Source organism: Pseudomonas sp. SR18 (genome assembly GCF_023701505.1).
Lineage (GTDB): Bacteria > Pseudomonadota > Gammaproteobacteria > Pseudomonadales > Pseudomonadaceae > Aquipseudomonas > Aquipseudomonas cyclaminis.
This window is the reverse complement of record NZ_JAMQAU010000011.1, coordinates 180,441-203,715: the sequence shown is the minus strand read 5'-3', so window position 1 is coordinate 203,715 and position 23,275 is coordinate 180,441. Positions and strand designations below refer to the sequence as shown.

The window sequence follows — 23,275 nt, the reverse complement described above, 5'->3', positions numbered from 1 at the left end:
CATATAGTCATACAATAAGAGAATCGATCATGTCTGATAAAAAGCCCGGCCTACGCTCCGCCCAGTGGTTTGGTACCGCCGACAAGAACGGCTTCATGTACCGCAGCTGGATGAAGAACCAGGGCATTGCCGACCATCAGTTCCATGGCAAGCCGATCATCGGTATCTGCAACACCTGGTCGGAGCTGACCCCGTGCAACGCGCACTTTCGCCAGATCGCCGAGCACGTCAAACGCGGCGTGATCGAGGCCGGCGGCTTCCCGGTGGAGTTCCCGGTGTTCTCCAACGGCGAATCCAACCTGCGCCCCACCGCCATGCTGACGCGCAACCTGGCGAGCATGGACGTGGAGGAAGCCATTCGCGGCAACCCCATCGACGGCGTGGTGCTGCTGACCGGCTGCGACAAGACCACCCCCGCCCTGCTGATGGGCGCCGCCAGTTGCGACGTGCCGGCCATCGTGGTCACCGGCGGGCCGATGCTCAATGGCAAGCACAAGGGCCAGGACATCGGCTCGGGCACCGTGGTGTGGCAGCTCAGTGAACAAGTGAAGGCCGGCACCATTACCCTGGATGATTTCCTTGCGGCCGAGGGCGGCATGTCGCGTTCGGCGGGCACCTGCAACACCATGGGCACCGCGTCGACCATGGCCTGCATGGCCGAGGCATTGGGTACCTCGCTACCGCACAACGCGGCGATTCCGGCGGTGGATGCGCGGCGTTATGTGCTGGCGCATATGTCCGGCATGCGCGCCGTAGAGATGGTGCGTGAAGACTTGAAGCTGTCGAAGATCCTCACTAAAGAGGCCTTTGAAAACGCGATCCGCGTGAACGCCGCCATCGGCGGGTCGACCAACGCCGTGATCCACCTCAAAGCCATCGCCGGGCGCATCGGCGTCGAGCTCGACCTGGACGACTGGACCCGCATGGGCCGTGGCATGCCGACCATCGTCGACCTGCAGCCGTCGGGCCGCTTCCTGATGGAAGAGTTCTACTATGCCGGTGGCCTGCCCGCCGTACTGCGTCGCCTGGGCGAAGCCAACCTGATCCCGCACCCGAACGCGTTGACCGTCAACGGCAAGTCGCTCGGCGAAAACACCAAGGACTCGCCGATCTACGGCCAGGACGAAGTGATCCGCACACTGGACAACCCGATCCGCGCCGACGGCGGCATCTGCGTGCTGCGCGGCAACCTGGCGCCATTGGGGGCGGTACTCAAGCCATCGGCCGCCAGCCCGGAGCTGATGCAGCATCGCGGCCGTGCGGTGGTGTTCGAGAACTTCGACATGTACAAGGCGCGCATCAACGACCCCGAGCTGGATGTGGACGCCAACTCGATCCTGGTCATGAAAAACTGCGGGCCCAAGGGTTATCCGGGCATGGCCGAAGTCGGCAACATGGGCTTGCCGGCCAAGCTGCTGGCCCAGGGTGTGACCGATATGGTGCGTATTTCCGATGCGCGCATGAGCGGCACGGCGTATGGCACGGTGGTATTGCACGTCGCGCCGGAAGCGGCCGCGGGCGGGCCGTTGGCCACGGTGAAGGAAGGTGACTGGATCGAACTGGACTGCGCCAACGGCCGTTTGCACCTGGACATCCCCGACGCAGAGCTGGCGGCGCGCATGGCCGACCTCAAGCCACCGCAAAACCTGATCGTCGGCGGCTACCGCCAGCTGTACATCGACCATGTGTTGCAGGCGGACCAGGGCTGCGACTTTGACTTCCTGGTGGGTTGCCGTGGGGCGGAAGTCCCCCGTCATTCCCACTAATTGGGATGCTATGATGCCGCGTCTTTAAGCCAGAGCCTCCCCGTCGTTATGGATCACCAGCCGCCCAAGCCGCGCAAGAGCATGCATGCCCAGATCGTTCAGGACTTGGGCATGCACATCGTTTCCGGCCGCTTCAAGCCCGAAGAAAGACTGCCCATGGAGGCCACGCTCTGCGAGGAGTACAAGGTCAGCCGCTCGGTGCTGCGCGAGGCAACCCGGGTGCTCAGCGCCAAGGGCCTGGTGTATTCCAAGCCACGGGTGGGCGCGGTGGTGAGGCCTCGGCTGAAGTGGCACCTGCTGGACCCGGATGTGTTGTCATGGTTGATGCAGTCCACGCCCCACAGTGAATTCTTCAATACCCTGGCCGGGGTGCGGCGCATCCTCGAACCGGAAATCGCCGCCATGGCCGCCACGACGGCGACCGATGAAGACATCGCCACCATCGAAAAAGCCTACACCGGCATGGAAACCGCGAAGACCCACGAAGACCTGTTGCAGGCCGACCTGGACTTCCACCGCGCCATTGCCGACGCCACGCGCAACGACCTGCTGGCGTATATGTGCAACATGCTGTCGTTGCCGTTGCGCGAGTCGATCAATATCACCAACCGCCGCCCGGACATCCAGGGCCTGAGCCTGCCCCGGCACAAGGCGATCCTCACCGCGATCCAGAACCGTGACGCGCTGGGCGCACGGCATGCGTCGCTGGTGCAGCTGGATGACACGCGGGTGGCGTTGGATACGGTGATGAATGTGCTTACGCCGCTCTAGAGCCTGGTGAAAGCAAATGTGGGAGGGGGCTTGCCCCCGATGGCAATAGATCAGTCAGTATTGCTGTGACTGATCCACCGCTATCGGGGGCAAGCCCCCCTCCCACATTGGAGCTGTACAGGCCGTTAGAGGGTGTAGGCGATGCCGACCTGGACTGTACGCGGGGCGCCTGGGTAGGCGTAGAAATTACCGAATGCGCCTTCTTCAAAGTCACGGTTGAACAGGTTCTTCACGTCCAGGTTGAGCCGGACTTTCTCGTTGACCTTGTAGTAGCCGAGCAGGTCGACCACGGTGTAGGCGTCCATCGTGAACGGCGTGTTGGAGGTCTGGCCGACGCGCTCATCCACGTATTTCGCACCTGCTCCCAGTCCCAGCCCCTTGAGGCTGCCATCTTGGAATTCATACACGTTTAGCAGGCTGAAGCTGTTGCGCGGGATGTTGGCGAGGTGGGTGCCGGCGCGCAGGGTGTTGTCCTTGGTGACTTCGGCATCCACGTAGGCGTAGCCGCCAATTACGCGCCACTCGGGGGTGAGATTGCCGGCGACGTTCAAGTCAAAACCGCGACTGCGGACCTGGCCGGCGGCGACCCTGGAGTTGGTATCCAGCGGATCGGTAGTCAGGACATTCTTTTTATCGATCTGGTAAACCGCAGCGTCGATGCTCAACTGGCGATCCAGCGCTTCCCACTTGATGCCCATTTCATAAGACTTGCCCTTCTCCGGCTCAAAGCCCTCACCGGTCCGAGTGGCGCCCGTATTCGGCTTGAATGAACGCGCGGCATCCGCGTACACGGCGAGGGAGTCAGTGAGGTCGTAGATCAAGCCGACACGTGGCGTCACTGCGTTATCGCTGGCCTCCCAGCTCTTGGTATTGGCGACGTACGTCTCGTACTTGTGCTCAAACCGCTCGAAACGGGCGCCCGCCAGCACCTTCAAGCGCTCGGTCAGGGCGACCTGGTCCTGGACGAAGGCGGCGTAGGTCTTGAGGTTTTCTTTATCGTTCGTCGGCGTGTTGACCAAGGCAGGACGCGGCTTGCCGTACACCGGGTTGAAGATATCGCTGGTGTAGGCGGCGGCGGAACGCTGGATGATCGACTTGTAGTCGTAGTCCTCGAATTCCACGCCGGTCAGCAAGGTATGCTCGAAACCACCCGTGGAGAAATGACCGGTAAGGTTGAGCTGGGTGTCCTTGTCGGTCCACTCCAACTTGCGGTAGTTGAAGTTGCGGTTGAGGGTGTGGCCGTCGGCGGCCAGGCTGTTGGCCTCGATGGCGTTGCCTTGAAGCGTGCCGTCCAACCACTGAAAACCACCGCCCAGGGTCCAGTCTTCGTTGAGGATGTGCTCGAAACGCAGCTGGGCCATGTTGTTGTCGTTGTGCAACTTGCCGACGTCTTTATCACCCCAGAAGGTATCGCGGGACGCGGTGCCTTTCTGCGTGGAAAAACGCGTCAAACCACGATCCAACGGATGATTGTTACGCATGAAGTCACCTTCAAAGATCACCTTCGTCTCATCAGTAGCTTGCCAGGTGATCACCGGCGTCACGCCGTAGCGTTCGGTTTCCACGTGGTCACGGAAGGTATCGCCGCCCTCGCCCACCACGTTCAGGCGATAGGCCAGGCGACCTTCTTCATCCAGCGGGCCGGAGGCGTCCAGGGTGCCGCGTTTCATGCCTTGGTCATTCAACTGGCTGCCGAGGGTCACGGTACGCTCGGGCAGCGGTTGCTTGGACACCACGTTGAAGGTTCCGCCTGGGTCGCCACGGCCGTAGAGCATGGTCGCTGGGCCGCGCAGTACTTCGAGGCGTTCGATGGTGTTGGCGTCCGGCATGTTCGGGTAGCCACGGTTGATCGGGAAACCGTTGCGGTAGAACTCGCCGGTGGTGAAGCCGCGCACGGTGAAGGTGGTCAGGCCCTGGCCGCCAAAATTGTTGGCACGGCCGACGCCGCCGGCATAGTCGAGGGCGTCTTGCAGGCGGGTAGCGCCGATATCCTCGACTACATCCTTGGACACCACGCTGATGGACTGCGGGGTTTCATGAATCGAGGTGTCGGTACGCGTCGCACTGGCTGAGCGTGTGGCGTGGTAGCCCTTGACCGGTCCCTGAGCGGTTTCATAGTCGGCCGTACCGGTCACATTGGTCGCTTGCAACTCCAGGCTGGTTTGCTCGGTAGGCGCGACATCCGCCCAGGTGAAGGGGGAAAACGCCTGCAACACGCAGATTGAAATCAGGGTACGACGCATGGATGTTGGACCTAGTGAATGAGCCAGATGGGACGGCAAACCTGCCAAGAATTTGCGGGGCATGCTATACCATCGAATTCTCGTTTGATATCTATTCTCATTCGTTATTTTTTGCGTATCTGCTTTGTATCAAAATCAAGATAAAGAAAAGCCACTCGATTGAGTGGCTCCCTGCACTGCGTGGCTCGCCTCAGCGATACCGCTCCAACCAATGCGCGTAAGGCGCCGGCAAGGTCCAGGAGGACTTGTCCACGCCCAGCTCCTTGGCCGCAAAGTACGCCCAATGCGGGTCGGCCAGGTGCGCACGACCCACCGAGACCAAGTCCAGATGCCCCGCCTGCAACGCGCCTTCTGCCAGTTGCGGCGTACCAAACCCCCACGCCGACGTCACCGGAATACCGGCTTCACGCCGCACGCGTTCGGCAATCGGGCCCATAAAGGCCGGGCCCCACGGGATGTTGGTGTCGGGGATGGTGAAACCGACGCTGACGCTCAGCAGGTCCAGGCCACCGGCCTTGAAGTTACGTGCCAGTTCGATGGATTCGGTGAGGGTCTGCTCGTCACGGCCGTCGTATTCGATCACGCCGAAACGCGCGGTCAATGGCAGGTTTTCCGGCCAGACTTCGCGTACGGCGGCCAGGGTTTCCAGGAGGAAGCGGCTGCGGTTATCGAAGCTGCCGCCGTAGGCGTCAGTGCGCTGGTTGGAATGCTCGGAGAAGAAGCTCTGGGCCAGGTAACCGTGGGCGAAGTGCAGTTCGATCCACTCGAAACCGGCGTCACGGGCACGGCGGGCAGCGTCGACGAAGTCCTGTTTAACCCGAGCGATGTCTTCCAGGGTCATGGCACGCGGTACGTTGGGCAGGTTCGCACCAAAAGCGATGGCCGAGGGCGCAATGGTTTCCCAGCTGCGGTCGTCGGCGGACGAAATATGGTCATCCCCTTCCCACGGACGGTTGGCGCTGGCTTTACGACCGGCATGGGCAATCTGGATGCCGGGCACCGAGCCTGCGGCCTTGATGGCCTGGACCATCGGCACGAACGCCTGGGCGTGGGCATCGCTCCAGATACCGGCGCAGCCTGGTGTGATGCGGCCTTCCGGCGCCACGGCAGTGGCCTCGACCACCAGCAAACCGGCGCCGCCACGGGCCATGCCGGCCAGATGCACGTGATGCCAATCGTTGACGATGCCGTCGTCGGCCATGTATTGGCACATCGGTGGGATGGCGATGCGGTTACGCAGGGTCACGTCTTTGAGTTTGAACGGTTCGAACAGAGCGGACATGGAAAACTCCAGCAGCAAGTGAGTGATTCGATAGTTCGATGGTAATCGAACAATGGTATTCAGCGATACCCCCCTGTTATCATCCGTCCCCATGCGAGCCTTCAAACACCCTACCCTTCAAGACCTGACCTTAGAGCGTCTGCTGTACGCCTTGAGTGATCCGGTGCGCCTGGAAATTGTCCGCTACCTGGCGGGCGTGCCAGAGGCAACCTGTGGCGAACTGGACGGTGGGCGCCCCAAGTCGAGCATGTCCCACCACTTCCGGGTACTGCGCGATGCCGGCCTGGTGCACACCCGCAGCGTGGGCACGACCCATCTGAACTCGTTGCGCGCCGAAGAGCTGGAAAGCCGGTTTCCAGGATTGCTGGCCAGCGTTCTCAGCCAGCGCTGAGGCTGATTGCCTCACCGTCCAGGTACACGCGGTCTTTGCCGTTGTGCTTGGAGGCATACAGGTTGCGGTCGGCACATTTAAGTACCGCCGACATATCGGCCCCCGCCGAAAAGCGCGCCATGCCCGCGCTGCAGGTGTAGTGGTGAGGCGGAGCCACACTGCAGCGGATCGACTGCAACAGGCGTAGCGCGAAATCACTGGCGACTGAAGGGTCATCGCCCACCAATAGCACGCCGAACTCCTCGCCGCCGATCCTGCCGAAGCTATGACTGCCCGGCGTCGATTTGAGGCAACCGGCCATGGCGCAGAGGATGGTGTCGCCGACATCGTGACCGAACTGGTCGTTCTTCAACTTGAAACTGTCAATGTCCAACATCATGAAATAGCCGCTCTCGCCTGCCGCAAGCAACGCGGCGAAGCTCTCCATAAAGGCGCGTCGATTCAGGATGGAGGTCAGGTAGTCTGTTTCAGCCAGTACCCGAAACTCACTCTCGACCAGCAACACCGAACGCAGGTTTTTCAGGTAGGACACATTAAGAACGCAGCCAATCGAAACGGACGCCGCGCAAAAGATAAACAAGTAAATGTCGACGCCTTGGTAAATACCTACCGGAATATGGGGCCAGGCCATTAACCACACCACGATCGCGCACACCAGAAAGTCCTGGACCGCGATAAACAGAATTGCACTGCACGCCACCAAGATCACTGCCAGCGGCAAGGCAAACACCTGCAACTGCAGGTCGGTGCGAACAACGTAGGTAAACCCGGCCGTCAACAGCGCCATGTAGACCACCCCCAGCGCCCGCCACAAATAATAGTGAGTGACGCGTCGGTGAAGCCGATACACAACGATCAGACAGAGGGTGACAATGACGGCCTGCACGCCCAGCAGCTTAGCGTGATCAGCCATCAGCACTCCAACCCACGCAATAATCCCGATAAGCTCGGCCTGTGCGATCGCGGGTGACAATAGCCTTTGCATCCGTGGCCTGAGTTTCAAAATAGCTGGCACCCCTTCACTCCTTGCGAATAAGCAGCCTACTGACTGTCGGCCTGACTCGCTTGCAGACTCAACAAACAAGTTGCAAACGAATACGCCATAAAGCGTCTTACCAGATAAATAAACGGTGGCAGTACCTCAAGCATGGTCTTGGAATGGATTTTGAAATACCCCCGGTCAGCACCTTCTTGAACCAGACGAATAACGTGGGTTTTAGACACCGACAACTGCTCGGCGATTGAAAGATAAGACGACGACCTGAAACTTGCGCCCTGGTTATCCAGCGAACACGCGTCGTTATAAATTGCGAGCATCAACATATGTCCTGCATCGCGGTTTACCAGCCAATAACAGTCAGGCAGTAACAGATCAATCGTCAAATTTTCATTGAGCAACGTCGAATAACCTTTGAAGTAACGGGCGAGATACGTACGGTCATCCAACTCATGCAAATGCCGAAAAACTGCTTCATCGACGTGCATCAACTCCAACGGCTCCACAACGGACGCCAGCATCAACCGGATTTCCCCACACGCCTGGGAAGACGGCCTGAACACGCGCAAGCGGCTGTCATCCGGATGCCCCGCCACCTTCATGAACCCCAGTGCCCTGAACAGCAGAAATATGGATTCGAGGCTGTTTTTCGAACAGAACCTGCGCGCAACGCAAAATTCTTTTACTTCCGACAGTAATGCCACGGGTTTGGAGAAATAGGTGCTCAATAATGTGTAGGACACCATCAAACGGTTGAACTTAAGTGCTGTCTTGTAGAAAAACGCTCTTTTTGAATAGGGCTCCAGCAACATTTTGTAATGATTACGCACGCACGCTTCAAACTCCACATGGCGCTCCAATGCTTGCGCCGTATGTTCCATCGCCAACTTCAACGAACTGCCACACATGAGAAAGAGCCCTGATCAAACAACTTGGATTATGATCTCAATGCAGTACCGGTAATGGCGTTTTGCCTTGAACGCAATCTATCGCGATTAAGTAAAAGGACATCGTCGCTACCAAAATTGTTCCAACATCCCGAAGTGGCTTAAGCGTTTCAGTTGCCCAGCGAACCTTCCCCCCAACCCGGCGTCCGAGCTAAGGCACTGTTGCTTACCGCTCACCGCGAGGTTGTCGTTTGAAAGCCGCCATCATCAAAAAGTACCGCCTGATCATCAAGACCATGGGCTACGTAGGCTGGTCGCTGTTCTGGCTGTTGCTGTGGGATATCGCCGTCACGGTGGATTTCATGCTGTTTCTCAATGCCAAGATCAACCTGCCGCTGATGCCCCTTACGCTGCTGGGTTCGGCGCTGATTGTGCTGATCAGCTTTCGCAACAGCAGCGCCTACAACCGCTGGTGGGAGGCCCGCACGCTGTGGGGGGCGATGGTCAATAACTCGCGCAGCTTTGCGCGCCAGGTGCTGACCCTGCTGGACGACCCCGGCAGCGAAGTGAACCCGGTCAAATCCACCCTGCTGCGCCGCCATGTGGCCTACGTCAATTGCCTGGCCGCGCACCTCAAAGGCGAGCCGTGCCCGGATGAAGTCCGCGCGTTTATCCCCACCGAGGAGTTCGCCCGCAACGGCGCCACCAATAACTTTGCCAACGATATCCTCACCGGCTCGGCGGCCATCCTGGCCCGGGAATACAAGGCCGGGCACCTGGACAGCATTCGCCTGGCCCGGCTGGAGTCAACCCTGGTAGACCTGTCCAACGCCCAGGGCGGCATGGAGCGTATCGCCAACACGCCACTGCCCTACCCTTACGTGTATTTTCCACGGCTGTTTATCTCGTTGTTCTGCCTGATCGTACCGGTGGGCCTGGTTGAATCCCTGGGCTGGTTCACCCCGCTGGCGTCTACGGTGGTGGGCTTTATGCTGCTGGCCATCGAACGCATCGGCACCGATTTGCAAAGCCCGTTCCGCTCCAGCGAACACCAGATCCAGATGGAAGCCATCTGCGAAACCATCGAAAAGAACCTGCAATCGATGCGACGCGACGCCCTGGCCGACGACCAAATCGGCTGATCACCACTGCGGCCCTAAAGTGCGTGACTTCGCGGTCGATAAACCGGAGGTACGCATGGGCCACACCCCCTCATAACAACACATGCGACGTTCAGCGCTACCCACTGCCTTGCCAAAACTATAAATACTCCGCAGGTGAAGTCATGAATATCAAGCAGAAGCTGACCTGGGCGTTCGCAGCTATCGCGTGCGTCCCCGTCATCCTGGTCGCCGTGTTGGTAGTGTTGAACCTGCGCGAGGGGGCCCAGGCCAATTTCCTCGACAGCAGCGGGCGCGAGATCCGCCAGATCGACAATGGCATGAAGCAGTTTTTCGACGGCATCAGCCAGAACGTCGACTTTGTGGCCAAGGACCCGCGTGTTATCGCGGCCAAGGACCTCAAGAGCTACGCCGGCGCCGACGCCGCGCAAATCCCCCTCACACCCACGAATAAAGCACTGCTGGATATCTTCGACCAGTTCGCCAAAAGCCATCCGAGCACCGCTTACCTGTCCCTGGGACTGAGCGACGGCGGCTACGCCAGTTGGCCGGACGACACCAAACTGAACAACTACGACCCCCGCGTGCGCCCTTGGTACAAAGCGGCCATCGCCGCGCCTGGCGCTACCGTGCGCACCGGCGCCTACTACTGGGCACCGGATGACGTAGTGCTGATCGGCACCGTGCACACCGTCGCTGACGCCACCGGCAACATCCTCGGTGTGGTCGGCCTGGACGTGTCGCTCAAGCAGCTCACCGAACTGGTGCGCAACATCAAGCTGGGCGACAGCGGCTACCTGATGCTGGTGGAAGCCAACGGCAACGTGCTGGTGGACCCCAGCGATGCCAAGCACAACTTCAAGCCCCTGGCGGACCTCGGCCCCAACTACGCGGAACTGTCCAAGCGCGGCGACGGCGTGACCCAGATCGACATCGACGGCGTGGCCTACATGGCCAACGTGGTCAGTTCCAAAGACCTGGGCTGGCGCTTTATCGGCCTGATCAAGCGCGACGAAGTGATGGCCGGCGCCACCAGCCTGACTTGGCTGATCGCCGCAATTGCCGCCGCGCTGGCGGTGGTCTTTGCGATTGTCGGCGCCAGTTTCGCCAGCGTCATCGTGCGTCCGATCCGTGGCGTGGCCGACGGCCTGCAAGAAATCGCCGAAGGCGAAGGCGATCTCACGCGCCAACTCAAGGTGCAGGGCAAGGACGAAACCGCCAGCCTGGCGGGCTGGTTCAACCAGTTCCTGAGCATGATTGCGCAACTGGTGCAGCGCATCGGTAACGCGTCATCCGACTTGCAAACCGCCGCCGCCGACACCAGTGAAGTGGCCAACAACATGAACCAGGCCGCCGGTCGCCAGCGTGAAGCGGTGGAACTGGTGAGCACTGCGTTCAACGAAATGGTCGCCACCGCCAACGAAGTGGCACGCTCTTGCAGCGCCGCAGCCACCAGCGCCGACGAAGGCTACCGCGATGTGCACACCGGCCAGCAACACATCGGCGAAGCCACCGGCAGCGTGCTCAAGCTCAGCGAAGACCTGCAGAAGTCGACCCAGACCATGCAGTTGCTGGAGCAGGACAGCCAGAACATCAACACCATCCTCGACACCATCCGTTCGATTGCCGAGCAGACCAACCTGCTGGCACTCAACGCCGCAATTGAAGCCGCACGTGCCGGTGACCAGGGCCGTGGCTTCGCCGTGGTTGCCGACGAAGTCCGCGCCCTGGCGCGTCGCACGGCTGACTCCACCGGCGAAATCGACAGCCTGCTGGGCAACCTCGCCCGCCGCACCCAGGAAGTCACGCAGCAGATGCAAGGCAGCCTGCTGGTGTCCCACACCAGCGTGGAACGCATCCAGCAAGCCCGCGACAGCTTCGACAAGATCCGTGGCTCGGTGGACTCGATCCGCGACCAGAACACCCAGATCGCCACGGCCGCCGAAGAACAGCACCAGGTGGCCGAAGAGATCAACCGACACATCGCGCAGATCCATGCCGATGCGCAGTTGGTTGAAGGCTTCGCCCATTCGGCGCAGACCGGGTCAGGTCGTTTGACGGATATTTCCGGTCAGCTCAAAGGCCTTGTGGGGCGCTTCAAGTTTTAAGCTTTCTCAGCCCGGGGTCGCTTGGGTGGGCGTGTATTGGCTACTATAGCCACGTATTACCCGCCCTTTGCCCAGCCACTCCGGAGCCTCAATGCCCACCCCCAAGGACACTGCCCCCGACAGCAGCCCACCGATGATTCCCGAGCAGCGCCGCGAGCAAATCCTGCGGCAATTGCGCAAGCATCAGGTGATGAGCGTGCACCAGTTGATGGAAATGTTCGACTGCTCGCACATGACCGTGCGCCGTGACATCGCGCTGTTGGAGCAGGAAGGTCGGGCGTATTCCGTTACCGGCGGGGTCAGGATCGCCAGCCAGTTGCACAGCGAACCAAGCCATCAATCCAAAGCCGTGGTGGAATTACCGCAAAAGCAGGCGATGGCAAGGTTGGCCGCGCGGTTGCTGCACGCGGACATGACCGTGTACCTGGACGCCGGCACCAGCACCCTGGAAATCGTGCCGTATATCAAGGCGCTGTCGGGCATGACGGTGGTGACCAACGACTTCGGAATCGTGCAGGCGCTGATGGATGCGACACAGGTGACCGTGATCCACACTGGCGGCCAACTGGACCACGATAACCACTCCTCCGTCGGTGGGCTGGCCGTGGCGACGTTGCGCCAGGTGGTGACGGATATCGCGTTTGTGTCCACCAGTTCGTGGGACCTGCACCGAGGCATCACCACCCCCTCGGCGCTGAAGGTCGAGGTCAAGCAAGTGGCAATGCAGTCAGCGGCTCAGGTGGTGCTGGTGGCGAGCAGTTCCAAGTACGGCACGTTCAGCATGTACCGCATCGCCGGGCTGGAACCGTTCGACGTGATCATCAGCGACGACGACCTGACCCCGGCTGCGGCAGACGGCATCCGCAAGCGTGGGATTGAACTGATGCTGCCGGGTGATCCGTTGCCGGCGTGATGCCCTAGCCCCCTCCCACATTTGAGCGCTGTTGGCAGGCAGAACGGCTCGTCGACTATTGAGCAGTTTTCCAGTCCCGCAACCATTGCAAGCCTGCCGAGGTGTCGCCCTTTGGCCGGTATTCGCAACCGACCCAGCCGTCGTAACCCAACTGGTCCATAAGGTCGAACAAGTACGGGTAGTTCAGCTCGCCCAGGTCCGGCTCGTGGCGGTCCGGCACGCCGGCAATCTGGATATGGCCAATGCAGGCGAAGTCGCGGCGCAGTTTGGTGGCTATATCACCTTCGACGATCTGGCAGTGGTAGCAGTCGAACTGCACCTTGAGGTTGCTCGCACCGACTTCCCGGCAGATGGCGTGGGCCTGGTCCTGGCGGTTGAGGAAGAACCCCGGCATGTCGCGGGTGTTGATCGGCTCCAGCAATACCGTTACGCCAACCTGCGCCGCCGCGGCGCTGGCGTAGGCAAGGTTTTCCAGGTACACGGCGTGATGGCGCTGGCGCAGGTTTTCCGACGGCAGCAACCCCGCCATGACATGCACGCGGCTGTTACCGAGCACGGCGGCGTACGCCAGGGCGCGGTCGAAGCCGCTGCGAAACTCGGCCTCGCGCCCCGGCAGGCTGGCGATGCCCCGCTCCCCTGCGGCCCAGTCGCCCGGTGGCGCGTTGAACAAGGCCTGTTCCAGTCCGTTATCGCTCAGGCGCTGCCTGAGCACCTGCGCGTCGTAGTCGTAGGGGAACAGGTATTCCACCGCATCAAAACCATCGGCCTTGGCCGCGGCGAAGCGCTCAAGAAAGTCGTGTTGCGGATACAGCATGCTCAGGTTGGCGGCAAAACGAGGCATAAAAACTCCCAGGAGTCAGACAAAAGGCCAGATCAGCAGGGTAATCAGGAAACCCAAGGTGCCGAGCAACGTCGTGATCACCGTCCATGTGCGCAACCCGTCGGCCACATTAAGCCCGGCAAGCTTGGTGAAGATCCAGTAGCCGGCATCGTTGATATGGGACATGGCCAGCCCGCCACCGCCCATCGCCAGGCACAGCAGCGCCAGGTGGTTGGGCGTGAGGTTGAGGGTGGCGATCAGCGGGCTGATGATACCGGCCGTGGTCACCAGGGCAACGGTGGTGGAACCTTGCACCGCCCGCAGCAGCATGGTCAGCAAAAAGCCCAGGCCCAGCACCGGCAGGCCGGTGGTGCGCAGCATGTCGGAGACCACGGCGCCGATCCCGGTGTCCACCAGCACTTTGCCGAACACCCCGCCGGCACCGGCGATCAGGATCACCATGGCCACGCCCGGCAGCGCCGAGCCGATCACGTCCGAGACCTGGGTGCGGCTCCAGCCCCGACGAGAGCCCAGCAGCCAGGCGCACAGCAAGGTATCAATCAACAGCGCCACCAGCGGCGCACCAAGCACGGTCATCACCCCACGCAGCACCGATTCAACCGGCAGCAGCGAGGTGGCCAGGGTGCCCAACAGGATCAGGACGATCGGCAGCAGAATCAGGCTCACGATCAGGCCGAAACCCGGCGCCGGGGCCGCTGGCAACTTGGCGACGATGGCGCTGGTGGACTCTTCCAGGCCCATGTGGGACTCGGCAACGCCAGCCTGCTGCACCGCTTTGTCGTTGCCGTGGGTCCAAGCCTTCAAATCGTCATTGGTAACGTGGGGGCCATAGACTTCGGCACGAATGTCGTCGGTCATCGGGTAAAAGCGGCGGGTCATGCGCCCCGCCACGCGATAGCCGACGTAGCAGAGCAATGCAGTGATCGGCAGGCCGAACATCAGCACCCGACCCAAATCCGCCCCCAACTGACTGGCCGCCGCCACGGCGCCTGGATGGGGCGGCAGGAATGCATGCACCGTCAGCAGCGCCGCACACATCGGCAAGGCGAACATCAGCAGCGGTTTGCGCGCCCGGCGCGCCACGCCGTAGGCCAGCGGCATCAGGATAATCACCCCGACCTCAAAGAACACCGGCACGCCGATGATGAACCCGGCGATGGTCAGCGCCAATGGCGTGCGGCTGTTGCCGAATCGCTCGATCAGCGACTTGGCCAGGGCCTCGGCGCCACCGGAAAGCTCGATGATCCGCCCGATCATCGCGCCCAGGGCGATGATGATCGCGATATGACCGAGGGTCTTGCCCATGCCGCCTTCGATGGTCGCCACCAGGTCGGCCGGTTTCACCCCGGCCACCAGCGCCACCACGATACTCACCAGCATCAGCGCGACAAACGGCTGGAATTTGTACTTGAGGACCAGGAATAGCAGCAGCGCAATACCCGCGCCGGCAGTCAACATCAAAATCAGTGGGCTCATTCGAAAATGTCCTGTTGTTATTGTTTTTTGGCGCAAGCCGGCCCCGTCGAAATCCGCAGGCGGGTCTCGCTGGAGGCTTGCAGTGTCGGTCTACGGGTTACCAGTGCGCGCCGAACGTCTCGCGCAGTTCATCCAATGCCGCTTGATCCATCGGCGCGGGCCGAGGGTTGCTCATCAACCAGAGCCTGGCGGTTTCTTCCAACTCTTCCAGGGCATAGCTGGCCCTGGCCACTGAGCTTTCCCAGACCACCGGTCCGAGGCGTTCGAGCATCACTCCGCGCACACTGTTGGCCAGTTGCGCCACTTGCTCGGCGACCTTGGGCGAACCAGGGCGTTGATAGCCGATCAATGGAATGTGCCCGACCTTCATCACTTGGTAGGGCGTGAGCGGCGGCAGGATATCGTCGTCGCGCCAGACACCGGCGAGGGTCAGCGCCACCAGATGGGTGGAATGGGTATGCACCACGCCGCCCACCGAAGGATTGCGGTCATACACCTGCCGATGCAGGGCCAGGGTCTTCGACGGCTTATCCCCGGACACCCACTCGCCTTGCAGGTTGACCTTGGCAATTGCCGCCGGCTCAAGACGGCCGAGACAGACGTCGGTAGGGGTAATCAGCCAACCATCGTCGAGGCGCGCGCTGATATTGCCGGCGCTGCCGACGGTGTAGCCGCGCTGATAAAGGCTGCGGCCGACGTCGCAGATTTCTTCGCGCTGGGCCTGCTCGTCGATGCCGCTCATTGGGCATCTCCGGCCAGGTGCGCGAGGGCTTTGGCAAAGAAGTCGCGGCCACCGAAGTTGCCCGACTTCAGCGCCAGCGCCAGCGGTTCGGCGGAGCTGCTGAGCGTGGCCGGCACGCCGGGGTCGATCTGCGCACCGATCTGCAACAGGTTGACGCCAAGCGCCTTGACCACGGCGCCAGAGGTCTCGCCGCCCGCCACCACGAAGCGCCGCACACCTTGCTCGCGCAGGCCGGCAGCAATCTCGCCCAACGCCTCCTCCACCAGCGCCCCGGCGCGTTCGACGCCGAGTTGTTGCTGCACCGCCTTGACCTCGGCCGGGGTGCTGGTGGCGTAGATCAACACCGTTTGTAAGCTGTCACGGGCAAAGGCCAGCGCCTGCGCGACCACAGGCTCACCCGCGGCCAGGGCGACGGGGTCAATGCGCAACGCCGGGCGACCGGCTTCGCACCACTCGGCCACCTGGCCGAGGGTCGCTACCGACGCACTGCCTGCCAGCACCACTTCGCCGCCGCCGACGGTGGGCAATGCGCTGACATCCAAATCACGCAGTTTACCGGCGCGTCGAAAATTGCCCGGCAGGCCCAACGCCAGGCCCGAGCCGCCCGTCAGCAACGGCAAGTCGGCGCAGGCACTGCCCAATGTGTAGAGATCCTGGTCCGACAGCGCGTCAGCGATGGCGATGCCCACCCCTTGCTCGCGCAGCTCGGCAATCTTCTGGCGTGTAGCCTCGACACCCGCAGCGACCGCGTCGTAGCGCAGCAACCCCACCGGTAATTGCGTCTGCTGTTGCAGCACCCGCACCAGGTTCGCGTCGCCCATGGGGGTCAACGGGTGGTGCTGCATGCCCGATTCGCTGAGCAACTGGTCCTGCACAAACAAGTGGCCACGGAAAATCGTCCGGCCGTTTTCCGGGAAGGCCGGGCAGGCCAGCGTGAAGTCACTGCCCAGCGCCCTGAGCAACGCCTCGCTGACCTGGCCGATATTGCCGGCGGCGGTGGAATCAAAGGTGGAGCAGTACTTGAAGAAAATCTGCTCACAGCCCTGCCCGCGAAGCCACTCCAACGCGGCCAGTGATTCTTCGACGGCCTCGACAGCAGGCGTGGTGCGCGACTTGAGCGCGATGACGATGGCATCGGCATCCAGCCCATCGGCGACTTCGCGGCTGGGAATGCCAATGCTCTGCACCGTACGCATACCGCCGCGCACCAGCATGTTGGCAAGGTCGGTGGCGCCGGTGAAATCGTCGGCAATGCAGCCCAGCAACGGGCGTGCGGTGGGGTTAGTCATGGAGCGGTCCTCACACAGATTCGGGCTTGGCGGTCGGCAGATCGATGCCAGGGAAAATCTTGATCACCGCCGAATCGTCCTCGCGGCCGAAACCGGCGCTGGAGGCCTGCATGAACATCTGGTGCGCCGTGGCCGACAGCGGCAGTGGAAACTTGCTCGCACGGGCGGTATCCAGCACCAGGCCCAGGTCCTTGACGAAAATGTCCACGGCCGACAGCGGCGTGTAGTCGGCCTTGAGAATGTGCGGCACGCGGTTCTCGAACATCCACGAATTGCCGGCGCTGTGGGTGATCACCTCATACAAGGCATCGGCGTCGACCCCTTCGCGCAGGCCCAGGGCCATGGCTTCGGCGGATGCGGCGATGTGCACCCCGGCGAGCAATTGGTTGATGATCTTGACCTTGGAGCCCAGCCCGTGGACATCGCCCAGGCGATAGACCTTGCCGGCCATGCCCGCGAGTACCGCTTCGGCCTTGACATAGGCGGCCTGCGGGCCGGACGTCATCATGGTCATTTCGCCGGCGGCGGCTTTGGCCGCACCGCCGGAAATCGGCGCATCCAGGTACAGCAGGCCGTGTTCGCCCAGGCGCTGGCCCAGTTCTACGGCGTAGGTCGGCGCCACGGTGGCACAGCCGATCAACAGGCTGTCTGGCCGCAACGCCGCCACGGCACCGCCTTCACCAAACAACACGGTCTCGGTTTGTTCGGCGTTGACCACCACCGTGATGATCACATCGCACGTGTCCGCCATGTGTGCGGGCGATGTGCACGCCACTCCGCCTTCGCCGGCGAACTGTTGGGTGACTGCCTCACGCACATCACAGGCATGCACATTGAACCCGGCGCGCAGCAGCGAGCGGGCAATGCCCAGCCCCATCGCGCCCAAACCGATCACACCGACATTCTTATTATTCATGGGTACTCCAGGGGAAAACGGCGGCTGACACCACACCGGCGAGCCGCGTTGGAATTGTGATCGATCATCCACCAATGAACGGATTATGTGAAGTATTTTTTCAATCTAACATTTTTTAACATCGACTCGATTAAATCTCACACCCGCCCTTTGTCGCCTCACCTCATTTTCGCCACTTGTGCTTTGCGTATTATGGTATACCATCATACGAAATCCTCCCCCACACCTGATGGAGCCGCTCATGAGTTTCGAAATCCGCAAGATCGTCAGCTATGTAGAAGAGACCTTTATCGAAGGCGGCAAAGCCTCCGACACTCCGGTAAAAATGGTCGGCCTTGCCGTCGTACTGAAAAACCCCTGGCTCGGTCGCGGTTTCGTGGAAGACCTCAAGCCTGAGATCCGCGCCAACTGCTCCGACCTCGGTGCCCAGATGGTCGAGCGCCTGGTGAGCATCATCGGCGGCGCTGAAAAGATCGAAGCCTATGGCAAGGCCGCCGTGGTCGGTGCCGACGGCGAGATCGAACACGCCAGCGCGATCATCCACACCCTGCGCTTTGGCAACCACTACCGTGAAGCGGTCAAGGCCAAGAGCTACCTGAGCTTCACCAACAAGCGCGGCGGCCCAGGCACCTCGATCCAGGTGCCGATGATGCACAAGGACGACGAAGGCCTGCGTTCGCACTACATCACCCTGGAAATGCAGATCGAAGACTCACCGCGTGCTGACGAAATCGTCGTGGTCCTGGGTTGCGCCGACGGCGGCCGCCTGCACCCGCGCATCGGCAATCGCTACATCGACCTGGAAGAACTGGCGGCGGAAAACGCCCAGTAAGCACGGCCGGCCACCACAACAAAAAGCATGCAGGAGCGCTCCATGATTCGGCTCACCGCTGAACACACACCGGCTGGCACCAGTTACCTGGCGACCGGCCAAGGCCAGCCTGTGGTTTTGATCCACGGCGTGGGCCTGAATAAAGAAATGTGGGGCGGCCAGGTGGTTGGCCTGGCCACGAATTACCGCGTGATCAGCTACGACATGCTCGGCCACGGCGCCAGCCCGCGCCCGGCCGCCGGCACGCCGCTGCTCGGTTACGCCGACCAGTTGCTGGAACTGCTCGACCACCTGCAACTGCCCAAGGCCACGGTGATCGGCTTTTCCATGGGCGGCCTGGTAGCGCGTGCCTTTGCGCTGCATTACCCGCAACGCCTGCAAGGCCTGGTGGTGCTCAACAGTGTGTTCAACCGCAGCCCCGAACAGCGCGAAGGCGTGATCGCCCGCACCGCCCAGGCCGCCGAACATGGCCCGGATGCGAATGCCGAAGCGGCGCTGTCGCGCTGGTTCAGCCGCGAATACCAGGCGGCCAACCCGGCGCAGATTGCTGCGCTGCGCGAAACCCTGGCGGGCAACGATCCCCAGGGCTACCTCACCACCTATGAACTGTTTGCGACCCAGGACATGTACCGCGCCGACGACCTGGGCAGCATCCAGGCGCCGACCCTGGTCGCCACCGGCGAGCTGGACCCCGGCTCCACGCCGCAGATGGCCCGGCAACTGGCCGAGCGCATTCCCGGCGCGACCGTTGCGGTACTGCCCGAGCAACGGCATATGATGCCGGTAGAATCGCCGCGCCTGGTCAACCAGCTGCTGCTGGGGTTTCTTGAAACGGCACACTCCCAACAACACCCGATAAAGGGGATCGTGGCATGACGCTTGAACGCTTCCAGATGTGCATCGGCGGTGAATGGGTCGATGCCCTGTCCGGCAAGACCTTTGACAGCCTCAACCCGGCGCTGGCCGAGCCTTGGGCGCAATTGCCCGACGCCGACGAAGCGGATGTGGAGCGCGCCGTACAGGCCGCCCAAACCGCTTTCGACAGCCCGGCCTGGCGCGGCCTCACCGCCACCGCACGGGGCAAACTGCTGCGTCGCCTGGGTGACCTGATCGCCGCAAACACAGAGCGACTGGCCCAGCTGGAAAGCCGCGACAACGGCAAGCTGATCCGCGAGACCCGTGGCCAGGTCAGCTACCTGCCAGAGTTTTTCCACTACACCGCAGGCCTGGCCGACAAGCTTGAAGGCGGCACCCTGCCGCTGGATAAACCCGACCTGTTCGCCTACACCGTGCACGAAGCCATGGGCGTGGTTGCCGCGATCATTCCGTGGAACAGCCCGCTGTACCTCACCGCGATCAAGCTCGCACCGGCCCTGGCGGCGGGCAACACCATTGTGATCAAACCGTCGGAACATGCCTCGGCGACCATTCTCGAACTGGCACGCCTGGCGCTGGAAGCCGGGATCCCACCGGGTGTGGTCAACGTGGTCACCGGTTACGGCCCGAGCACCGGCGCCGCCCTCACCCGCCATCCGCTGGTGCGCAAGATCGCCTTTACCGGCGGCGCGGCCACGGCGCGGCATGTGGTGCGCAGCAGCGCCGAGAACTTCGCCAAGCTGTCCCTGGAATTGGGCGGCAAGTCGCCGAACATCATCTTTGCCGATGCTGATCTGGACAGCGCCATCAATGGCGCGATTGCCGGCATCTACGCGGCGTCCGGGCAAAGCTGCGTGTCCGGCTCGCGCCTGCTGGTGCAGGCTGAAATCTACGACGAATTCGTCGACCGCCTGGTGGCACGCGCCCAGCGCATCCACATCGGCAACCCCCAGGACGACGCCAGCGAAATGGGCCCCATGGCCACCGCGCAGCAACTGGCCGTGGTCGAAGGCCTGGTCGCCGATGCCATCGCCGAAGGCGCGCGCCTGCGCACCGGCGGCAAGCGCCCACAGAACCTCGGCGAAGGTTGGTTCTATGAGCCAACGCTGTTCGAGTGCGACCGCAATTCGATGAAAATCATGCAGGAAGAAGTGTTCGGCCCAGTGGCCTCAGTCATCCGTTTCAAGGATGAAGCCGAAGCTCTGGCCATCGCCAACGACTCGCAGTTCGGCCTCGCCGCCGGTATCTGGACCCGTGACCTGGGCCGCGCCCATCGCCTGGCGCGGGACGTGCGTTCGGGGATCATCTGGGTCAACACCTACCGTGCGGTGTCGGCGATGGCGCCCATCGGCGGTTTCAAGAACAGCGGCTACGGGCGCGAAAGCGGCATTGATTCGGTACTGGCCTACACCGAGCTGAAGACGGTGTGGATCAACCTCTCCCAGGCGCCCATGCCTGATCCTTTTGTGATGCGTTAAGAGTCCACGACCATGATCGAACCCGGCATTTATAAAGACGTCATGAGCTCCTTCCCCTCCGGCGTCACGGTGGTCACCACCCTCGACCCGGACGGCGGTATCGTCGGCATTACCGCCAGCGCGTTCAGCGCGCTGTCGATTGACCCGGCGCTGGTGCTGTTCTGCCCCAACTATGCGTCGGACACCTACCCGATCCTGCGCGACAGCAAGCGGTTTGCAATCCACCTTTTGTCTGCCGACCAGACCGCCGAAGCCTATGCCTTTGCCAGCAAGGGCAAGGAAAAGGCCAAGGGCATCGAGTGGCACTTGAGCGAACTGGGCAACCCGCTGCTGGCCAAGGCCACGGCGATCATCGAGTGCGAGTTGTGGCGCGAATACGATGGTGGTGACCACGCGATCATCGTCGGCGCGGTGAAGAACCTGATCCTGCCCGCCGAACCGGTCACGCCGATGATCTACCACAAGGGCAAGCTGGGCCCATTGCCGACGCTGGCGTGAGGCGTCCGGGGGGCCGTGAGGGTTTGTCGCTTAAAGAACGCAGCATGATAAACTTGGGCACGATTTTCGGCCCTCAATCGGCCCCCGGCCGGCCGAGGCCTCCAGTCAACCGCCACATTCAGAGCTAACCCCATGAAACGCGCGCCCCTCGACGACAGCTTCAAGGTCAATCACAACCCGGTCACCCTGCGCGAAATCGTGTTGGAAAAACTGCGCAGCGCCATCATGAACTTCCAGTTGCTGCCCGGTGACCGCCTGGTGGAGCGCGACCTGTGCGACCGCCTCGGCGTCAGCCGCACCTCGGTACGCGAAGCCTTGCGTCACCTGGAGTCCGAAGGCCTGGTGGAGTTCGCCGATGCCAAGGGCCCGCAAGTGGCAATCATCACCCTGGCCGACGCCGTCGACATCTATGAACTGCGTTGCGTGCTCGAAGGCTTGATCGTGCAGCTGTTCACCCTGCGCGCCAAGGCCAAGGACATCAAGGCCCTGGAAAAAGCCCTGGAAGAAAACCGCAAGGCCCTCAAGGACGGTGAACTGCAACAGGTCATCGACTCGGTCCAGGGCTTCTATGACGTGCTGCTCGAAGGCTCCGGCAACCACGTGGCCGCTACCCAATTGCGCCAGTTGCAGGCCCGCATCAGCTACCTGCGTGCCACCTCCGTGTCCCAGGAAAACCGTCGCGGCACCAGCAACCAGGAAATGGAACGCATGGTCCAGGCGATCAAGAGCGGCGACCCGCTCGCGGCCCACCAAGCGTGTGTCGATCACGTGCGTGCCGCCGCCGCCGTGGCTCTGGATTACCTCAAGCGCAAACAGGAAGAGACCGGCAAGACGCCGGAAATCACCCTGCCGATTGCGCTCAAAGAACCGCGCATAGGCCGCTGACCGTGCCCAGCCCGCGCTTTTGCCCGACCTGCGGCGGCAGTGACCTCGGTCACCAACTGCCACCGGGCGATACCCATGAGCGCCTGATGTGCCGGGGCTGCGGCTATATCCATTACATCAATCCCAAGATCATCGCCGGCTGCATCATCGAGCAGGACGGCAAGTACCTGCTGTGCCAACGGGCTATTCCCCCGCGCCCCGGCACCTGGACCTTGCCCGCAGGCTTCATGGAAGGTGGCGAAACCACCGAGCAGGCGGCATTGCGCGAGGTGTGGGAAGAAAGCGGCGTACGCGCCGAGATCGTCTCGCCCTACTCCATCTTCAGCGTGCCGAAGATCAGCGAGGTGTACATCATCTTCCGTGCGATTGCGCTGGAGATCACCGGGCAGTTCGGGCCGGAGACGCTGGACTATAAATTCTTCGCACCCGAGGACATTCCCTGGGACAGCATCTACTACCCGGCGATCCGGCAGATCCTCGAGCGGTATATCGAGGAAAGGCAGGCTGGGGTGTATGGCATTTATATCGGCAACGACGACAGCGGCAAGATTCACTTCATTCGCTGACCTCAAGGCCAAACACGAATCAAAATGTGGGAGGGGGCAAGCCCCCTCCCACATTTGGACCACTATTTGGCTTGATAACTAGGGTGCCAAGCCTTCCACGATGATGATCTGCGCCACCCCCGCGCCCTTACGGTGCGCCTTGGCTTGCTGATACTCGGCAGACTCATAACACGCCACCGCCTGCTCGTAGCTATCAAACTCGATCACCACATTACGCTGCCGTGCCGGCGCGCCTTCCAGCGCCTCACTGCGCCCGCCCCTGGCCAGAAACCGCCCGCCGAACTTCGCAAACGCCGCCGGCGCGCGCTGGGTGTATTGCGTGTACTGCTCTGCATCAGACACATCCACATGGGCAATCCAATAGGCCTTCATCGTGACATCCTCTTGTTTAGAATTT

At 61.8% G+C, this 23,275-nt stretch carries 21 protein-coding genes and 2 pseudogenes; 13 read left to right on the top strand and 10 right to left on the bottom strand.

Annotated elements, in window-relative coordinates:
* Positions 1 to 29 precede the first annotated feature (29 nt).
* Both NDJ82_RS17810 and NDJ82_RS17805 read left to right on the top strand, forming a co-directional pair.
* The gene (locus NDJ82_RS17810) at positions 30 to 1,766 is read left to right on the top strand and encodes an IlvD/Edd family dehydratase (protein WP_099584589.1); all 1,737 of its coding nucleotides are present in this window, start codon (positions 30 to 32) and stop codon (positions 1,764 to 1,766) included.
* 48 nt (positions 1,767 to 1,814) lie between these two features.
* Positions 1,815 to 2,537: a FadR/GntR family transcriptional regulator gene (locus NDJ82_RS17805; protein WP_099584588.1), complete on the top strand. Its 723-nt coding sequence runs from the start codon at positions 1,815 to 1,817 to the stop codon at positions 2,535 to 2,537.
* Between the two features lie 125 nt (positions 2,538 to 2,662).
* On the opposite strand, the gene NDJ82_RS17800 is transcribed toward NDJ82_RS17805, so the two are convergent.
* Both NDJ82_RS17800 and NDJ82_RS17795 read right to left on the bottom strand, forming a co-directional pair.
* Positions 2,663 to 4,780 (bottom strand): TonB-dependent siderophore receptor, encoded by a 2,118-nt coding sequence (locus NDJ82_RS17800; protein WP_112194760.1) that lies wholly within the window; start codon positions 4,778 to 4,780, stop codon positions 2,663 to 2,665.
* A gap of 190 nt (positions 4,781 to 4,970) precedes the next feature.
* The gene (locus NDJ82_RS17795; RefSeq protein WP_099584586.1) at positions 4,971 to 6,062 is read right to left on the bottom strand and encodes an NADH:flavin oxidoreductase/NADH oxidase; all 1,092 of its coding nucleotides are present in this window, start codon (positions 6,060 to 6,062) and stop codon (positions 4,971 to 4,973) included.
* 91 nt (positions 6,063 to 6,153) lie between these two features.
* On the opposite strand from NDJ82_RS17795, the gene NDJ82_RS17790 reads away from it, so the two are divergent.
* On the top strand, positions 6,154 to 6,453 hold the full coding sequence (locus NDJ82_RS17790; protein ID WP_099584600.1) for an ArsR/SmtB family transcription factor: 300 nt from the start codon (positions 6,154 to 6,156) through the stop codon (positions 6,451 to 6,453).
* Here the strand turns inward: NDJ82_RS17790 and NDJ82_RS17785 are convergent.
* A complete protein-coding gene (locus NDJ82_RS17785) occupies positions 6,440 to 7,468 on the bottom strand; it encodes a GGDEF domain-containing protein (RefSeq protein WP_177411525.1) in 1,029 nt (342 codons plus the stop codon). The two genes, NDJ82_RS17790 and NDJ82_RS17785, sit on opposite strands and share 14 nt — an antisense overlap.
* Positions 7,469 to 7,494: 26 nt before the next feature.
* On the bottom strand, positions 7,495 to 8,331 hold the full coding sequence (locus NDJ82_RS17780) for a hypothetical protein (protein ID WP_099584584.1): 837 nt from the start codon (positions 8,329 to 8,331) through the stop codon (positions 7,495 to 7,497).
* Between the two features lie 257 nt (positions 8,332 to 8,588).
* Here NDJ82_RS17780 and NDJ82_RS17775 point away from each other — a divergent pair, with 257 nt between their 5' ends.
* The 4 genes and pseudogenes from NDJ82_RS17775 (at position 8,589) to NDJ82_RS17765 (ending at position 12,479) form a co-directional block, all read left to right on the top strand.
* A complete protein-coding gene (locus tag NDJ82_RS17775; RefSeq protein ID WP_099584583.1) occupies positions 8,589 to 9,479 on the top strand; it encodes a bestrophin family protein in 891 nt (296 codons plus the stop codon).
* Between the two features lie 143 nt (positions 9,480 to 9,622).
* Positions 9,623 to 10,702 (top strand): annotated as a pseudogene (locus tag NDJ82_RS27705) (HAMP domain-containing protein); the annotation flags it as partial.
* Between the two features lie 348 nt (positions 10,703 to 11,050).
* A pseudogene (locus NDJ82_RS27700) lies at positions 11,051 to 11,566 on the top strand (methyl-accepting chemotaxis protein); the annotation flags it as partial.
* 91 nt (positions 11,567 to 11,657) lie between these two features.
* Complete coding sequence (locus NDJ82_RS17765; RefSeq protein ID WP_250925984.1) at positions 11,658 to 12,479, top strand: DeoR/GlpR family DNA-binding transcription regulator; 822 nt, start codon at positions 11,658 to 11,660, stop codon at positions 12,477 to 12,479.
* A 55-nt stretch (positions 12,480 to 12,534) separates the two neighbouring features.
* Here NDJ82_RS17765 and otnI read toward each other — a convergent pair whose 3' ends face one another.
* From otnI to ltnD, 5 genes are all read right to left on the bottom strand, one after another.
* Positions 12,535 to 13,320 carry a 2-oxo-tetronate isomerase gene (gene otnI / locus NDJ82_RS17760; RefSeq protein WP_250925983.1) on the bottom strand — a complete coding sequence of 262 codons (786 nt, stop codon included), beginning with the start codon at positions 13,318 to 13,320 and terminating at the stop codon, positions 12,535 to 12,537.
* Between the two features lie 15 nt (positions 13,321 to 13,335).
* Entirely contained in the window at positions 13,336 to 14,796 is a 1,461-nt protein-coding gene (locus NDJ82_RS17755; protein ID WP_250925982.1) for a GntT/GntP/DsdX family permease, read from the bottom strand.
* Between the two features lie 97 nt (positions 14,797 to 14,893).
* Positions 14,894 to 15,538: a 3-oxo-tetronate 4-phosphate decarboxylase gene (gene otnC, locus NDJ82_RS17750; RefSeq protein WP_099584578.1), complete on the bottom strand. Its 645-nt coding sequence runs from the start codon at positions 15,536 to 15,538 to the stop codon at positions 14,894 to 14,896.
* Positions 15,535 to 16,827 (bottom strand): 3-oxo-tetronate kinase, encoded by a 1,293-nt coding sequence (otnK, locus tag NDJ82_RS17745; protein ID WP_250925981.1) that lies wholly within the window; start codon positions 16,825 to 16,827, stop codon positions 15,535 to 15,537. The genes otnC and otnK overlap by 4 nt, the downstream gene beginning before the upstream one ends.
* Positions 16,828 to 16,837: 10 nt before the next feature.
* On the bottom strand, positions 16,838 to 17,827 hold the full coding sequence (gene ltnD / locus NDJ82_RS17740; protein WP_352230444.1) for an L-threonate dehydrogenase: 990 nt from the start codon (positions 17,825 to 17,827) through the stop codon (positions 16,838 to 16,840).
* Between the two features lie 157 nt (positions 17,828 to 17,984).
* Here ltnD and NDJ82_RS17735 point away from each other — a divergent pair, with 157 nt between their 5' ends.
* The 6 genes from NDJ82_RS17735 (at position 17,985) to NDJ82_RS17710 (ending at position 22,878) form a co-directional block, all read left to right on the top strand.
* Entirely contained in the window at positions 17,985 to 18,575 is a 591-nt protein-coding gene (locus tag NDJ82_RS17735) for an amino acid synthesis family protein (protein WP_158876346.1), read from the top strand.
* Between the two features lie 42 nt (positions 18,576 to 18,617).
* Positions 18,618 to 19,451 carry an alpha/beta fold hydrolase gene (locus NDJ82_RS17730; RefSeq protein WP_112194743.1) on the top strand — a complete coding sequence of 278 codons (834 nt, stop codon included), beginning with the start codon at positions 18,618 to 18,620 and terminating at the stop codon, positions 19,449 to 19,451.
* A complete protein-coding gene (locus tag NDJ82_RS17725; RefSeq protein ID WP_250925980.1) occupies positions 19,448 to 20,929 on the top strand; it encodes an aldehyde dehydrogenase in 1,482 nt (493 codons plus the stop codon). Before NDJ82_RS17730 ends, NDJ82_RS17725 begins: the two co-directional genes overlap by 4 nt.
* 12 nt (positions 20,930 to 20,941) lie before the next feature.
* Entirely contained in the window at positions 20,942 to 21,427 is a 486-nt protein-coding gene (locus NDJ82_RS17720) for a flavin reductase family protein (RefSeq protein WP_099584572.1), read from the top strand.
* Positions 21,428 to 21,559: 132 nt separating this feature from the next.
* On the top strand, positions 21,560 to 22,312 hold the full coding sequence (locus NDJ82_RS17715) for a GntR family transcriptional regulator (RefSeq protein ID WP_099584571.1): 753 nt from the start codon (positions 21,560 to 21,562) through the stop codon (positions 22,310 to 22,312).
* A gap of 2 nt (positions 22,313 to 22,314) precedes the next feature.
* Positions 22,315 to 22,878, top strand: coding sequence for an NUDIX hydrolase (locus NDJ82_RS17710; protein ID WP_099584570.1), 564 nt, complete (start codon positions 22,315 to 22,317; stop codon positions 22,876 to 22,878).
* A gap of 78 nt (positions 22,879 to 22,956) precedes the next feature.
* Here the strand turns inward: NDJ82_RS17710 and NDJ82_RS17705 are convergent, their stop codons facing one another.
* Entirely contained in the window at positions 22,957 to 23,250 is a 294-nt protein-coding gene (locus NDJ82_RS17705) for a DUF1330 domain-containing protein (protein ID WP_191948169.1), read from the bottom strand.
* Positions 23,251 to 23,275 lie beyond the last annotated feature (25 nt).

Excerpts from the sequence above, each read along its gene's own strand:
- NDJ82_RS17810 (WP_099584589.1), top strand. The coding sequence starts at position 30 with ATGTCTGATAAAAAGCCCGGCCTACGCTCCGCCCAGTGGTTTGGTACC.
- NDJ82_RS17805 (WP_099584588.1), top strand. The coding sequence starts at position 1,815 with ATGGATCACCAGCCGCCCAAGCCGCGCAAGAGCATGCATGCCCAGATC.
- NDJ82_RS17800 (WP_112194760.1), bottom strand. The coding sequence starts at position 4,780 with ATGCGTCGTACCCTGATTTCAATCTGCGTGTTGCAGGCGTTTTCCCCC.
- NDJ82_RS17795 (WP_099584586.1), bottom strand. The coding sequence starts at position 6,062 with ATGTCCGCTCTGTTCGAACCGTTCAAACTCAAAGACGTGACCCTGCGT.
- NDJ82_RS17790 (WP_099584600.1), top strand. The coding sequence starts at position 6,154 with ATGCGAGCCTTCAAACACCCTACCCTTCAAGACCTGACCTTAGAGCGT.
- NDJ82_RS17780 (WP_099584584.1), bottom strand. The coding sequence starts at position 8,331 with ATGGAACATACGGCGCAAGCATTGGAGCGCCATGTGGAGTTTGAAGCG.
- NDJ82_RS17765 (WP_250925984.1), top strand. The coding sequence starts at position 11,658 with ATGCCCACCCCCAAGGACACTGCCCCCGACAGCAGCCCACCGATGATT.
- otnI (WP_250925983.1), bottom strand. The coding sequence starts at position 13,320 with ATGCCTCGTTTTGCCGCCAACCTGAGCATGCTGTATCCGCAACACGAC.
- NDJ82_RS17755 (WP_250925982.1), bottom strand. The coding sequence starts at position 14,796 with ATGAGCCCACTGATTTTGATGTTGACTGCCGGCGCGGGTATTGCGCTG.
- otnC (WP_099584578.1), bottom strand. The coding sequence starts at position 15,538 with ATGAGCGGCATCGACGAGCAGGCCCAGCGCGAAGAAATCTGCGACGTC.
- otnK (WP_250925981.1), bottom strand. The coding sequence starts at position 16,827 with ATGACTAACCCCACCGCACGCCCGTTGCTGGGCTGCATTGCCGACGAT.
- NDJ82_RS17735 (WP_158876346.1), top strand. The coding sequence starts at position 17,985 with ATGAGTTTCGAAATCCGCAAGATCGTCAGCTATGTAGAAGAGACCTTT.
- NDJ82_RS17730 (WP_112194743.1), top strand. The coding sequence starts at position 18,618 with ATGATTCGGCTCACCGCTGAACACACACCGGCTGGCACCAGTTACCTG.
- NDJ82_RS17725 (WP_250925980.1), top strand. The coding sequence starts at position 19,448 with ATGACGCTTGAACGCTTCCAGATGTGCATCGGCGGTGAATGGGTCGAT.
- NDJ82_RS17720 (WP_099584572.1), top strand. The coding sequence starts at position 20,942 with ATGATCGAACCCGGCATTTATAAAGACGTCATGAGCTCCTTCCCCTCC.
- NDJ82_RS17715 (WP_099584571.1), top strand. The coding sequence starts at position 21,560 with ATGAAACGCGCGCCCCTCGACGACAGCTTCAAGGTCAATCACAACCCG.
- NDJ82_RS17705 (WP_191948169.1), bottom strand. The coding sequence starts at position 23,250 with ATGAAGGCCTATTGGATTGCCCATGTGGATGTGTCTGATGCAGAGCAG.